Below are 12624 nucleotides of genomic sequence, written 5' to 3'. Positions count from 1 at the left end.
TGACAACCCGCTGGTTGATCAGGCGTTTTCGCGTTGGAACGTCCGGGTGCCCCACCACACGGACACCACCGCCATCACCAGCACCACGACGCTGCCGGTGAACAACGCGTCCATCGTGAAGTCGCCGCGGAAGGTGTTCCGCTCGACGTCCACGACGTGGCGGAACGGGTTGATCTGGGAAACGGTGTACAGCCACTTCGGCGCGACGCCCGCCGTGATCGGCAGCAGGATCCCGGAAAGCAGCAGCAGCGGGATGAGCACGGCGTTGAGCAGCGCGGGGAAGGTCTCCTCGCTCTTCAACGTCAGCGCCAGCGCGTAGGAGCACGACGCCAGCGAAACCGCCAGCAGGAACACGATCACCAGGCTCAGCAGCACGCCGCCGACCGGCGCGTCGAGGTCGAACGCCAGGTACGCCAGCGCGATGATCAGCAGCGCCTGGACGACCGCCTGCAGCGCGTTGGCCAGCACCTTGCCCAGCAGCAGCGCGCCGCGGCTGACCGGCGTCACCCGGAACCGCTCGACCACGCCGGACCGGTAGTCGGCCAGCAGGCCGAACCCGACGAACGAGCTGCCGAACAGCGCCAGCTGGGCGATCAGCGCCGGGGTGAGCAGCATCCAGCCGTCCACTTCGGACAGGCCCTGTGCCTGCATCGCCTTCACCATCAGCGGCCCGAACAGGAAGAGGTACAGCAGCGGCTGCATGATCCCGATCAGCACCCAGGTCGGGTTGCGCAGCGCCGCCTTCATGTCGCGGCGGAAGATCAGCCAGGTGTCACGCAGCACGGGTGCCCTCCTCCGCTTCGCGCAGGGAACGCCCGGTCAGGGTGAGGAAAACGTCGTCGAGCGTGGGCCGGTGCACCTGGACCGACAGCATCGGGATGCTCTTCGCGTCGAGGGCGCGCAGCAGCTCCGGCAGCGCGACGTCGCCGCGCGGCACGCGGAACCGGACCACCCCGCCGTCGGCGGACAGCTCGTGCGCGCCCGCCAGCCGGCCCGCGATCTCGGCGGCGTCGGCACTCTGCTCCGGGTCGACGCCGACCTCGACGCGGTCGCCGTTGACCCGGGCCTTCAGCGCGTCCGGCGTGCCCTCGGCGACGATCCGGCCGCCGTCGATGACGATCAGCCGGTCCGCCAGCGCGTCCGCCTCGTCCAGGTAGTGGGTGGTGAGGAAGACCGTGACGCCCTGCTCGGCGCGCAGCCGGCGGATGTGCTCCCACAGGTTGGCGCGGCTCTGCGGGTCGAGCCCGGTCGACGGCTCGTCCAGGAAGACGAGCCCCGGCGAGTGGATCAGCCCGAGCGCGATGTCGAGCCGCCGTCGCTGGCCGCCCGACAACGTCCTGGTCAGCCGCTGGTCCAGCCCGGTCAGGTCGAGCTGCTCGGCGAGTTCGGCACCGCGCGCGATCGCGTCGGCCTTGCTCATCCGGTAGAGCCGGCCCTGCAGCTCCAGCTCGTCGGCGACCTTGGTCTCCGGCGAGCTGCCGCCGCCCTGGGCGACGTAGCCGATCCGCTCGCGCACCCCCAGCGGGTCCTTCAGCAGGTCGCGGCCGCCGACGGTCGCGGTGCCGGCCGACGGCTTCAGCAGCGTGGTCAGCATGCGCAGCGTGGTCGTCTTCCCGGCGCCGTTCGGCCCGAGGAACCCGACGAGCTCGCCCGCCTCGACGTCGAGGTCGACGCCCTTCACCGCGTGTACTTCGCCCCCAGTGCGGCCCTTGCGGCGGAAGCGCCGCTCGAGACCGCGTGCCGTGATCATGAAATCCCCTCTCGAAAGTAGTCAAGCTTGACTAGCTGAGGCGCACACTCTGCCCCAGAAGGATGTGCTAGTCAAACTTGATTACTCGGCAGGCGGTTCGCCGAAGGCTTCGCCGGACTCGTCGGCCATCACGTACTCGCCCGCTTCGAGCCGGGCGATCAGTGCCGCCAGCCAGGTCAGGCTCGCGTCGGTGATCCCGCCCCACAGCCGGTACAGCTCGCCCACGTGCTCCGGTGTCCCGAGCCCCATGTTGACCTTCAGCTCTTCGAGCATCAGCCCCGCCTGCCGCTGCTCGGCCTCCAGGTGCACCAGCCGGTGCCGGAGCAGGTTGATCACCCGCGCGCGCGGCAGGGTGGTCATCAGCGAGATCGCGGCCGACAGGTCGGGGTGGTTCAGCGACGGGTCGGACAGCGCCTTCGACAGCAGCACCTGGTACTCCTGCTCGCCCTCGGTCGTCAGCCGGTAGGCGACGCGGTCCGGGCCGCCGTCGCCCGGTTCGACGTCGACCTGCTCCAGCAGGTCTTCGGCGGTCATCTTCTTCAGCGCGTGGTAGATCGACCCGGGCTGGACGTTGGCCCACTTGTCCGCCGACCAGGTCAGCAGCTCGCGCCGGACCTGGTAGCCGTGCGCGCGGCCGTACATGCGCACCACCCCGAGCACGAGCAACCGTGTCGCCGACAACCGGGCCTCCCTCTCGACAAAGCGCGTGACGCCCTCCGTAGGCTAATAAGGTATGAGCACCCCTGTGTTGACCGCGGTGGCCTGGCCCTACGCCAACGGCCCCCGCCACATCGGCCACGTGTCCGGATTCGGCGTCCCGTCCGACGTCTTCTCCCGCTACCAGCGAATGGCCGGCAACCGGGTGCTCATGGTGTCCGGGACCGACGAACACGGCACCCCGATCACCGTCCAGGCGGACAAGGAGAACTCGACCCCGCAGGAGACGGCGGACAAGTACACCCGCCAGATCGGCGCCGACCTGCAGGGCCTCGGCTTGTCCTACGACCTGTTCACGCGCACCACGACCGGCAACCACGCCGAGGTGACGCAGCAGATCTTCCTGGCGCTGCACCGCAACGGCTACGTCGTGCCCAAGACGACCCGTGGCGCGATCAGCCCGTCCACCGGCCGCACGCTGCCCGACCGCTACGTCGAGGGCACCTGCCCGATCTGCGGGTACGACGGCGCGCGCGGCGACCAGTGCGACAACTGCGGCAACCAGCTCGACGCCGCGGAGCTGATCAACCCGAAGTCGCGGATCAACGGCGAGACGCCGAAGTTCGTCGAGACCGAGCACTACTTCCTCGACCTGCCGGCGTTCACCAAGACCCTCGGCGACTGGCTGTCGACCAAGACCGACTGGCGCCCGAACGTCCTCAACTTCACCAAGAACCTGATCGACGACATGCGGCCGCGGCCGATCACGCGCGACCTCGACTGGGGCGTCAAGATCCCCCTCGACGGCTGGCGCGACCAGCCGCTGAAGCGGTTCTACGTCTGGTTCGACGCGGTGATCGGGTACTTCTCGGCCAGCGTCGAGTGGGCGCGGCGCTCCGGCAACCCGGACGCGTGGCAGGAGTGGTGGAACAACGCCGACGCCCGGTCGTACTACTTCATGGGCAAGGACAACATCACCTTCCACGCCCAGATCTGGCCGGCGCTGCTGTTCGGCCACAACGGCGAGGGCGACAAGGGCGGCGAGCCGGGCAAGTACGGCCGCCTGCACCTGCCCGACGAGATCGTCTCCAGCGAGTTCCTCACCATGAGCGGCTCGAAGTTCTCGACCTCGCGCGGGCGCGTGATCTACGTCGAGGACTTCCTGCGCGACTTCGGCCCGGACACGCTGCGGTACTTCATCTCGGTCGCCGGCCCGGAGACCCAGGACACCGACTTCACCTGGGACGAGTTCGTCCGCCGGACCAACTTCGAGCTGGCCAACGAGTGGGGCAACCTGGTCAACCGGTCCATCTCGATGGCGCACAAGAACGTCGGCGCCATCCCGCGACCGGAGGCCCCGACGGCGGCCGACGAAGAGCTGAAGGCGTTGTCGCGCAAGGCGTTCGACACCGCGGGTGCGCACCTGGCCCGGTCCCGGTTCAAGCTGGCGGCGAGCGAGGCGATGAAGGTCGTCACCGCGGCGAACAAGTACATCTCCGACCAGGAGCCGTGGAAGCTCAAGGACGACCCCACGCGGCGCGACACCGTGCTGCACACCGCGCTGCAGGTCGTCAGCGACGCCAACACGCTGCTGACGCCGTTCCTGCCGCACTCGGCGCAGAAGGTGCACGAGGCGCTCGGCGGCACCGGCGTCTGGGCCGCCCAGCCGGAGCTCAAGGAGGTCGACGACCTCGACATCGACGGCCGGGTCAACCCGATCCTGACCGGCGACTACGCGGCCGAGCAGGCGAAGTGGGAGTCGACGCCGATCGAGGTCGGCCGGCCGCTGCAGAAGCCGTCGCCGCTGTTCACCAAGCTCGACCCGGCGCTCGGCGAGACCGGTCCGGAGTGGGCGCCGATCACCAAGGAGTAAGAAGTACGCATGGGTGAAGAGAAGCGCGAGCTGCCGCCGGTCCCGGACCGGCTCCCGGTGTCGGTGGTGGACGCGCACACCCATCTCGACGCGTGCGGCGCGGTCACCGCGGCCGATGTCACGGCCATGGTCGACCGCGCCGAGCGCGCCGGTGTCGCCCGCGTCGTCACGGTCGCGGACGACCTCGCCTCCGCGCGCTGGGCCACCGAGGCGGCGACCTGGGACCGCCGAGTCTGGGCCGCCGTCGCGATCCACCCGACGCGGACCAAGGAGTTCGGCGAGGCCGAGAAGTCCGAAGTGGAGCGCCTGGCCGCGACCGACCGGGTGGTCGCCGTCGGCGAGACCGGCCTCGACTACTACTGGGACTACTCGCCGCACGACGCCCAGCAGGAGGCGTTCCGCTGGCACATCGACCTCGCCAAGCGGCTGGACAAGCCGCTGATGATCCACGACCGCGAGGCCCACGACGACGTGCTGCGCATCCTGGCCGAAGAGAATGCGCCGAACGCCGTAATCTTCCATTGTTTTTCCGGGGACGCCGAAATGGCCCGCAAGTGCCTCGACGCGGGATACGTCCTTTCCTTCGCGGGAACGGTGACGTTCAAGAACGCGAAGGGGCTGCACGAGGCGGCCCGGCTCTGCCCGCCGGATCAGTACCTCGTCGAAACCGACGCGCCGTTTCTGACCCCCCACCCGTTCCGTGGGCGGCCGAACGAGCCGTTCGGCGCTGCCTACACCGTCCGTCACCTCGCGGCGCTCAGGGGCGAAGCTGTCCACGAAGTCGCCGAATCGGTCCGGACCACCGCCGAGCGGGTCTACCGACTCCCCAGTGTCACAACGGGTTGAACGCATTGCGACAACAGTGTTCCTTGATCGTCCACCTGATGGAGTGACGGGGATCACGACACTCCGGGGGGTGTTTGCGCAACCCGCCGCGACCCGTTACTGTCCCGTGATCGTGCCGCTCGGTACTGCGCTCAGCAGCTGCCGATCGTCACGCCCAGTCGTAGAGGCGGCGCCCCCGACCGCCGCCTCGTGAAAGGGAACGATCCCCGGTGACAGGTAGCAGACAGGCTGGAGCGCGCTCGGCCGTCCTCGATCGGCATTACGAGGACACCGCTTACGGCCAGCTCGACTTCTCCGACGACCCGAACATCACGCAGCAGGACATCCTCGCCGCGCTCGGCCCCGATGCCGACGCGATGATGGCCGAGATCGACGTCGACGTCGACGAACTGATCCGCCTCATCAACGCGGAGACGACGTACCTGCCGCCGATCGTCATCCCGGACGGCCTCGAGGAGGACCGCACCGCTTCCCCCGAAGCGCGTCGTGCGGCTCTGGACGAGGGTCTCCGCCAGACGACCAAGGTCTGGAAGCGCCGGTTCCTCAAGGGCGCCGTCCTCAGCGTCATGATCAGCGTCGCCGGCGGCGGCGCGGCCGCGCTGGCGATGAACAAGAGCATCACCGTCGACGTCGACGGCCAGCAGACCACCGTGCACTCGTTCGGCGACACCGTCGGCGAGGTGCTGGAGGACGCGGGCCTGTCCGTGGGCGCGCACGACTCGCTCTCCCCGTCCCCGCAGGCGGAGGTCGGCGACGGCGGCGTCATCAAGCTCGAGCGCGGCCGCCAGCTGAAGATGATCGTCGACGGCGCGGAGCACACCTCCTGGGTCCGCGCGACCCACCTCGGCGACGCGCTGGGCCAGCTCGGCATGACCGAGCTCGACAAGCCCGGCACGTGGATGTCGATGCCGAAGGACGGCGAGCTGCCCCTGCAGGGCGCGACCGTCGAGATCAAGACCCTCAAGAACATCACCCTGTACGACGGCGCCAACGCGCCGAAGCAGGTGAAGACGACCGCGGTCACGACGAAGGAGTTCCTGGGCGAGTACAAGCTCACCCTGGGCCCGGAGGACCAGGCCGAGGGCGGCCTGGACGTCAAGCTGACCGACGGCGCCGAGGTGCACATCAGCCGCACCGGCGTCTCGACGGTCGTCCAGAAGGAGTCCATCGACCCGCCCGAGCAGAAGGTCGACGACCCGGACCTCGCCAAGGGCAAGACCACGGTCGAGGACCCCGGCACGCCGGGCGAGAAGATGGTGACCTACAAGGTCACGCAGAAGAACGGCAAAGAGGTCTCCCGCGAGAGCATCTCCGAGCAGGTCATCACCCAGCCGAAGCCGAAGATCATCCACGTCGGCACCAAGCAGGCCCCGACACCGGCGATCGGCGACGGCTCCGCGTGGGACCGCATCGCGCAGTGCGAGTCGGGCGGCAACTGGGCCATCAACACGGGCAACGGCTACTACGGCGGCCTGCAGTTCGACAAGCGCACGTGGGACGCCTACGGCGGCGACGCGTACGCGGCCTACCCGAACCAGGCGTCGCGCGAGCAGCAGATCGCGATCGCGGAGAAGGTCCGCGACGCGCGTGGCGGCTACAGCGCCTGGCCGGTCTGCGGCAAGAAGGCCTGAGTTTCCTTTCCGGAGCGGCCCCCGTCCTTCGTGGACGGGGGCCGTTTCGCGTGCGATCGACCGTCCGGCCACGCGCGCCGGCCGCCTCGGTAGGCTCACCCGGTGGTTGAACTGCTGGGACCTGCCGAGATCCGCGGGCTGGCGGCCGAGCTCGACGTGCGGCCGACCAAGAAGCTCGGGCAGAACTTCGTGCACGATCCCAACACCGTCCGGCGGATCGTCGAGCTGGCCGGCGTCACCGAAGACGACGTTGTCCTCGAAGTCGGGCCCGGGCTCGGGTCGCTCACCCTCGGGCTGCTCGCCACCGGTGCGCACGTCGTCGCCGTCGAGATCGATCCCAAGCTCGCCGAGCGGCTGCCCAAGACCGTCGCCGAGCGCGGCCCCGAAGCCGCCGCGCGGCTGCGGGTCGTCGGGGCCGATGCCCTGCGGGTCACCCGCGAAGAACTGGGCGAGCCGACCGCGCTCGTCGCCAACCTGCCCTACAACGTCGCCGTTCCCGTCGTGCTGCACCTGCTCGCCGAGGTGCCGTCGCTGAAGTCGGGCCTCGTCATGGTCCAGACCGAGGTCGCCGACCGGATGGCCGCCGGCCCCGGCAGCCGGATCTACGGCGTCCCCAGCGTCAAGCTCGCCTGGTACGGCCCGGCCCGCAAGGTCGCCGCCGTGCCGCGCTCGGTGTTCTGGCCGGTGCCCAACGTCGACTCGGCGCTCGTCGCCTTCGAGCGCGGTGACGCTCCGGCGTCGGAGGACCGCGATCGGCTCTTCGGCCTCGTCGACGCCGCCTTCTCGCAACGCAGGAAGACCCTCCGCGCCGCGCTCGCGGGCTGGGCGGGCTCCGCCGAGCGCGCCGGGGAACTGCTCACCGCCGCCGGGATCGACCCCAAGACCCGTGGTGAACAGCTGGACGTGCACGACTTCGCCCGGATCGCCGCCGCGCGTTAGCAATCCACAGTGGAGGCGGTGAAAATACCCCTCCCACGCCGGTGATCCCGCCATTCGGACACCGCCACTCGTGTGATCTGGGCCAACGGGCTTGCTTTCGCTCCTCGGGATCGGCTTTACTCGGAAGCGTCCATCCCGAGCGACTGAGAGACCTGGCTCGCCGAAGTCGCAGCAACCACCCTCCACAGGGCAGGTGCTACCGCCAGGACCGATGGAGGCCGTTTCCGATGAAGAGGGTAGCTCGCCCCCTGCTCCTGACCAGGCGTCGCGTAGTCGACGAAGGCCGCCGCTCCGTGACCGCATGTCGACGCTCCCACTGAGCCAGTCGTAGCCGGTCCACCTCTTCTTCACGCACCGTCCACAACGGACGGACCTTGCTTGCGGCCGGGTGCCGCGCACTGCGCGCACCCCGTTTTCTGGAGCCTTCGTGATCACCGTCGAAAACCTGTCCAAAACCTTTGCCACCAACGGAAATTCGGTCATCGCCCTGCGGGACGTGAGTGTCGACGTCCAGGCCGGCTCGCTGTTCGGCGTGGTCGGCCCCGCCGGGTCGGGCAAGTCCGTCCTCGCCCGGTGCATCGCGCTGCAGGAGCGGCCCGACCGCGGCGTCGTCCGGCTCGACGGCCTCAACACCGGCACCCTCGACGGCCGCCGCCTGCGGGAGATCCGCCGCCAGCTCGGCGTCGTCTCGACGAAGCCGGAGCTGATCGCCGAACGCACCATCGCCGGCAACATCGCCTCCCCGCTCGAGCAGCTCGGCGTCGACGGCCCGCAGCGCCGCAGCCGGGTCGGCTCGCTGCTCGACCTGGTCGGCCTGACGCAGCGCGCGACGCAGCGTCCCGGCGAGCTCACCGAGGGTCAGCTCCGCCGCGTCGCGGTCGCGAAGGCCCTCGCGGCGGCGCCCGCCGTGCTCCTGGCCGACGACCCGACGGCCGGCGTCGACCCGGAGGAGGCGGGCTCGGTGCTCACCGTGCTCGACCGCGCCCGCTCCGAGCTGGGCACCACCGTCGTCGTCACGACGCCGGACGCCGGCGTGGTCCGCCGGGTCTGCGACGACGTCGCGGTGCTCGAAGACGGCACCGTCGTCGAGCGCGGCACGGTGCTCGACCTGATCTCGAACCCGGCCAGCCGCACCGCGCAGGCGCTGCTGCCCGCCATCGAGACCACGCGCGCGCAGTCGTCGCGCTACGACCGCTCGGTCGACGTCGTGCTGGTCGGCTTCGCGTCGGTCGGCGCGCTGCTGCCCGAGGCGGCGGGCCGCTTCGACGTCGAGTTCGCCACCATCGGCGGCGGCCTGACCCGGATCGGCGACACCCCGGTCGGGCGCTTCCGCCTCGGCGTCCGCGGCGAGCGCGCCGACGCGGCCCTGGCGTGGGTCGCCGAGCGCGGCGGCCACGTGACGCACACCGCCCGCGGCCCCCAGGGTGTCGCGGCTTGAGCTGAACGTCGCTTTCGGGGGTTCCGGGTGGCGGAGCCCCCGGCCCGGGGCGGAGCCCCGGTTGTCACCGTCGGAACCGCCCCGATGCGCAGGTCGCATCGGGGCGTTTTCGCGGCCACGTAGGCTGGTCGGGTGCTCGCCGTAGTTCCGCCCCCAGTCACCGTCCGGGTCCCGGCCAAGGTCAACCTGCACCTGGCGGTCGACGACCTGCGCGAAGACGGTTACCACGAGCTGGTGACCGTGTTCCAGGCCCTGTCGCTGACCGACGAGGTGACCGTCGCCGTCACCGAAGAGCCGGGGCTGGAGATCTACGGCGAGGGCGAGGGCGCGGTCCCGACCGGCCCCGAGAACCTGGCCTGGCGCGCGGTCGAAGCGCTGTCCGCGCACGTCGGGCGCAGTGGCGAGCCGAAGGTCCGCGTGGTGCTGCGCAAGGGCATCCCGGTCGCGGGCGGCATGGCGGGCGGCAGTGCCGACGCGGCCGCGACCCTGGTCGGGCTGGCGAGCCTGTGGAACCTCGACGTCACGCGTGACGAGCTCGCCGAGATCGCCGCCGGCCTGGGCAGCGACGTCCCGTTCGCGCTCTACGGCGGCACCGCGCTGGGCACCGGGCGCGGCGAGCGGCTGGTCCCGGTGCTCTCCCGGCACACCTTTCACTGGGTGCTCGCCTTCGACGAGCGCGGCCTGTCGACGCCGAAGGTGTTCGGCGAGCTCGACCGGCTGCGCGCCGACGGCAACCCGCCGCGGATCGGCTCGCACACCCCGGTCGTCGAGGCGCTGGCCTCGGGCGACCCGCGGCAGCTGGCGCTGCTGCTGGGCAACGACCTCCAGGCGGCGGCGGTCTCGCTGCGCCCGGGCCTGCGCCGCACGCTGCGCGCCGGCGTCAACGCGGGCGCGCTCGCCGGAACGGTCTCCGGCTCGGGCCCGACGTGCGCGTTCCTTTGCGAAGACGCGCAGTCGGCGGTCGAAGTCGCGGCCGAGCTGTCGGGCGCGGGGGTGTGCCGCACGGTCCGGGTGGCGCACGGCCCGGTCCCGGGCGCCCGCGTCGTCGGCGGCGACGACGCGCCGCGGCCCGCCCCGCCGCGCGTGCACGCCTGATCGTCCACTGTGGACTTCTGTTACTGAGGAAAGGATCCGGATGGCCAACCTGGTCAACCTGGAGGCGGTGAGCAAGTCCTACGGGGTTCGCCCGCTCCTGGACGGCGTGTCGCTGGGCGTCGCGGCCGGGCAGCGCATCGGCGTCGTCGGTCTCAACGGCGGTGGCAAGACCACCCTGCTGGAAGTCCTTTCCGGACTCGCCGAGCCGGATTCCGGGCGGGTGAGCCATGTTCGCGACCTGCGGATGGCGGTGGTCACCCAGCGCACCGAGCTGCCGGCCGCCAGCACGGTCGGCGACGTCGTCCTGGAACGCTACGGCGCCGAGCACGAGTGGGCGGCCGACGCCCGCGTGCGGTCCATTGTGGACGGTCTCGGGATCACCGCGATCGGGCTGGACACGCCGACCGCGAACCTCTCCGGTGGCGAGCGGCGCCGCGTCTCGCTGGCCGCCGCCCTGACCGGCGAGCTCGACCTGGTCGTGCTCGACGAGCCGACCAACCACCTGGACGTCGAGGGTGTCCGCTGGCTCGCCGACCACCTGCTCGCGCGGCGGATCGCCGTCGTGGTCGTGACGCACGACCGGTGGTTCCTCGACACCGTCGCGACGCTGACGTGGGAGGTCGCGAACGGCCGCGTCGAGCAGTACGAAGGCGGTTACGCGGACTGGATCTTCGCGCGCGCCGAGCGGGCGCGCCTGGCCGCGACGGCCGAGGAGAAGCGGCAGAACCTGGCCCGCAAGGAGCTGGCGTGGCTGCGCCGCGGCCCGCAGGCGCGCTCGTCGAAGCCGCGCTACCGCGTCGAAGCGGCCGAAGCGCTGATCGCCGACGTGCCGCCGCCGCGCGACTCCGTCGAGCTGCAGGCGTTCGCCAAGCGGCGGCTCGGCAAGACCGTGCTGGAACTGGAAGACACGACCTACCAGGTGGGCGAGCGGAAGCTGCTCGACCACGTCACCTGGCGGATCGGCCCGGGCGACCGGATCGGCCTGGTCGGGGTGAACGGCTCGGGCAAGACATCGCTGCTGAAGCTGCTCGGCGGGGACGTCGAGCCGTCGACCGGCCGCCGGATCGAGGGCAAGACGGTGGCGCTCGCCCACCTGCGCCAGGAGCTCGACGACCTGCCCGGCGACCTGCGCGTGCTGCAGGCGATCGAGCAGGTGGCCGGGCGCGTGGTGTTCGGCAAGCAGGAGATGACGGCGTCGCAGCTGGGCGAGAAGCTCGGCTTCCCGGCGGCCCGCCAGTGGACGCCCGTCGAGGACCTCTCGGGCGGCGAGCGCCGCCGGCTCCAGCTGTGCCGGCTGCTGATGGCCGAGCCGAACGTGCTGCTGCTCGACGAACCGACGAACGACCTGGACATCGACACGCTCCAGCAGCTGGAGGACCTCCTCGACGGCTGGCCGGGCACGATGGTCGTGGTGTCGCACGACCGCTACCTGGTGGAGAGGGTGTGCGACACGATCGTCGCCCTCTTCGGCGACGGCCGGATCACGCACCTGCCGGGCGGGATCGAGGAGTACCTGAACCGCCGAGCGGCGAGCGTCCCGGCGGCGGGCCCGGCACCGTCCGCGGAGAAGGTTTCGGCGAAGAAGTCGGCGGCGGACCTGCGCGCGGCCCAGAAGGAACTGGGGCGGCTGGAGCGCAAGCTGGACCAGCTGCACGCGAAGGAAGAGAAGCTCCACGCATCGTTGCTGGAGGCGGCGACGGACCCGGCGAAGCTGATGGAGCTGAACGCGGAGCTGAAGGGCGTCCAGGGCGAGATCGAGGACGTCGAGGGCCGCTGGCTGGAGACGTCCGAGCTGCTGGAATGACCAGGGTGATCGGGCCCGACGAGCCCCTCGGCGTGCGGCAGCTGCGGCGGATCGCGGTGGCGGGCCCGGCCGGATCGGGCAAGTCGACCCTCGCGCGGACGCTCTGCGAGCGACTTGGGGTGCCGTACGTCGAGTTCGAATCGTTCTTCCACGGGCCCGGCTGGACGGTGCGGGAGACCTGGCAGGCCGACGTCCTCGAGTACCTGGAGAACGACGTCTGGGCCATCGAGTGGCAGGGCGAGGCGGTCCGCGAGCGGATGACCGCCCGCCTCGACGTGCTGGTGTGGCTCGACCACCCGCGTGCGCTGACGGCGTCCCGGGTCGTCCGGCGCACGCTGCTGCGCCGCTTCGGGCGGGGCTCGAAGATCGCCGGGGAGAACGTGGAAGGGCCGCTGCACACGTTCTTCACCGACCGGGAGCACATCGTCCGCGTCGCGTGGCGGTACCACCCGATCATGCGCGCGCGGGTCCGCAAGGTCATCGAGGAGAACCGCCACCCCGATCTCGTCGTCGTGCGGCTGCGGGGGCAGCGCCAAGTCGACCGGTGGCTCGCGGGTCCCGTTTCCGCCTTGGTCGGCGGATGTTGACGGC

11 protein-coding genes and 1 riboswitch are annotated in these 12624 nt (G+C 70.9%); of the genes, 8 read left to right on the top strand and 3 right to left on the bottom strand.

What is annotated here, in order from left to right:
• Positions 1-18: 18 nt before the first annotated feature.
• The 3 genes from AB0J40_RS12820 to AB0J40_RS12810 all read right to left on the bottom strand — a co-directional run bounded on the left by AB0J40_RS12820 (position 19) and on the right by AB0J40_RS12810 (position 2431).
• Positions 19-783, bottom strand: coding sequence for an ABC transporter permease (locus AB0J40_RS12820; RefSeq protein WP_364451543.1), 765 nt, complete (start codon positions 781-783; stop codon positions 19-21).
• On the bottom strand, positions 773-1750 hold the full coding sequence (locus tag AB0J40_RS12815; RefSeq protein ID WP_364451541.1) for an ATP-binding cassette domain-containing protein: 978 nt from the start codon (positions 1748-1750) through the stop codon (positions 773-775). The genes AB0J40_RS12820 and AB0J40_RS12815 overlap by 11 nt, the downstream gene beginning before the upstream one ends.
• Positions 1751-1831: 81 nt before the next feature.
• A complete protein-coding gene (locus AB0J40_RS12810; RefSeq protein ID WP_364451539.1) occupies positions 1832-2431 on the bottom strand; it encodes a PadR family transcriptional regulator in 600 nt (199 codons plus the stop codon).
• Positions 2432-2483: 52 nt separating this feature from the next.
• Between AB0J40_RS12810 and metG the strand changes: the two genes are divergently transcribed.
• The 8 genes from metG to AB0J40_RS12770 all read left to right on the top strand — a co-directional run bounded on the left by metG (position 2484) and on the right by AB0J40_RS12770 (position 12620).
• A complete protein-coding gene (metG, locus tag AB0J40_RS12805; RefSeq protein WP_364451537.1) occupies positions 2484-4280 on the top strand; it encodes a methionine--tRNA ligase in 1797 nt (598 codons plus the stop codon).
• Between the two features lie 9 nt (positions 4281-4289).
• The gene (locus AB0J40_RS12800; protein ID WP_364451534.1) at positions 4290-5126 is read left to right on the top strand and encodes a TatD family hydrolase; all 837 of its coding nucleotides are present in this window, start codon (positions 4290-4292) and stop codon (positions 5124-5126) included.
• 209 nt (positions 5127-5335) lie between these two features.
• Entirely contained in the window at positions 5336-6757 is a 1422-nt protein-coding gene (locus AB0J40_RS12795; protein ID WP_364451531.1) for a transglycosylase family protein, read from the top strand.
• Positions 6758-6859: 102 nt separating this feature from the next.
• The gene (rsmA, locus tag AB0J40_RS12790; RefSeq protein ID WP_364451528.1) at positions 6860-7696 is read left to right on the top strand and encodes a 16S rRNA (adenine(1518)-N(6)/adenine(1519)-N(6))-dimethyltransferase RsmA; all 837 of its coding nucleotides are present in this window, start codon (positions 6860-6862) and stop codon (positions 7694-7696) included.
• A gap of 127 nt (positions 7697-7823) precedes the next feature.
• Positions 7824-7914: riboswitch (SAM riboswitch) on the top strand.
• A 209-nt stretch (positions 7915-8123) separates the two neighbouring features.
• Positions 8124-9134, top strand: a complete 1011-nt coding sequence (locus AB0J40_RS12785) for an ATP-binding cassette domain-containing protein (protein ID WP_364451525.1) — start codon at positions 8124-8126, stop codon at positions 9132-9134.
• A 132-nt stretch (positions 9135-9266) separates the two neighbouring features.
• Complete coding sequence (locus AB0J40_RS12780) at positions 9267-10229, top strand: 4-(cytidine 5'-diphospho)-2-C-methyl-D-erythritol kinase (protein WP_364451522.1); 963 nt, start codon at positions 9267-9269, stop codon at positions 10227-10229.
• A 40-nt stretch (positions 10230-10269) separates the two neighbouring features.
• Entirely contained in the window at positions 10270-12033 is a 1764-nt protein-coding gene (locus tag AB0J40_RS12775; protein ID WP_364451519.1) for an ABC-F family ATP-binding cassette domain-containing protein, read from the top strand.
• The gene (locus AB0J40_RS12770; RefSeq protein ID WP_364451517.1) at positions 12030-12620 is read left to right on the top strand and encodes a (d)CMP kinase; all 591 of its coding nucleotides are present in this window, start codon (positions 12030-12032) and stop codon (positions 12618-12620) included. The genes AB0J40_RS12775 and AB0J40_RS12770 overlap by 4 nt, the downstream gene beginning before the upstream one ends.
• Positions 12621-12624 lie beyond the last annotated feature (4 nt).

The sequence above is a fragment of the Amycolatopsis sp. NPDC049691 genome (genome assembly GCF_040675005.1).
Lineage (GTDB): Bacteria > Actinomycetota > Actinomycetes > Mycobacteriales > Pseudonocardiaceae > Amycolatopsis.
The sequence above is the reverse complement of the archived record's forward strand: the minus strand, read 5'-3'. Positions and strand labels throughout refer to the sequence as shown.

Bases quoted from the DNA above. Each gene is read 5' to 3' on its own strand.
- AB0J40_RS12800 (WP_364451534.1), top strand. From the start codon at position 4,290: ATGGGTGAAGAGAAGCGCGAGCTGCCGCCGGTCCCGGACCGGCTCCCG.
- AB0J40_RS12775 (WP_364451519.1), top strand. From the start codon at position 10,270: ATGGCCAACCTGGTCAACCTGGAGGCGGTGAGCAAGTCCTACGGGGTT.
- AB0J40_RS12815 (WP_364451541.1), bottom strand. From the start codon at position 1,750: ATGATCACGGCACGCGGTCTCGAGCGGCGCTTCCGCCGCAAGGGCCGC.
- AB0J40_RS12770 (WP_364451517.1), top strand. From the start codon at position 12,030: ATGACCAGGGTGATCGGGCCCGACGAGCCCCTCGGCGTGCGGCAGCTG.
- metG (WP_364451537.1), top strand. From the start codon at position 2,484: ATGAGCACCCCTGTGTTGACCGCGGTGGCCTGGCCCTACGCCAACGGC.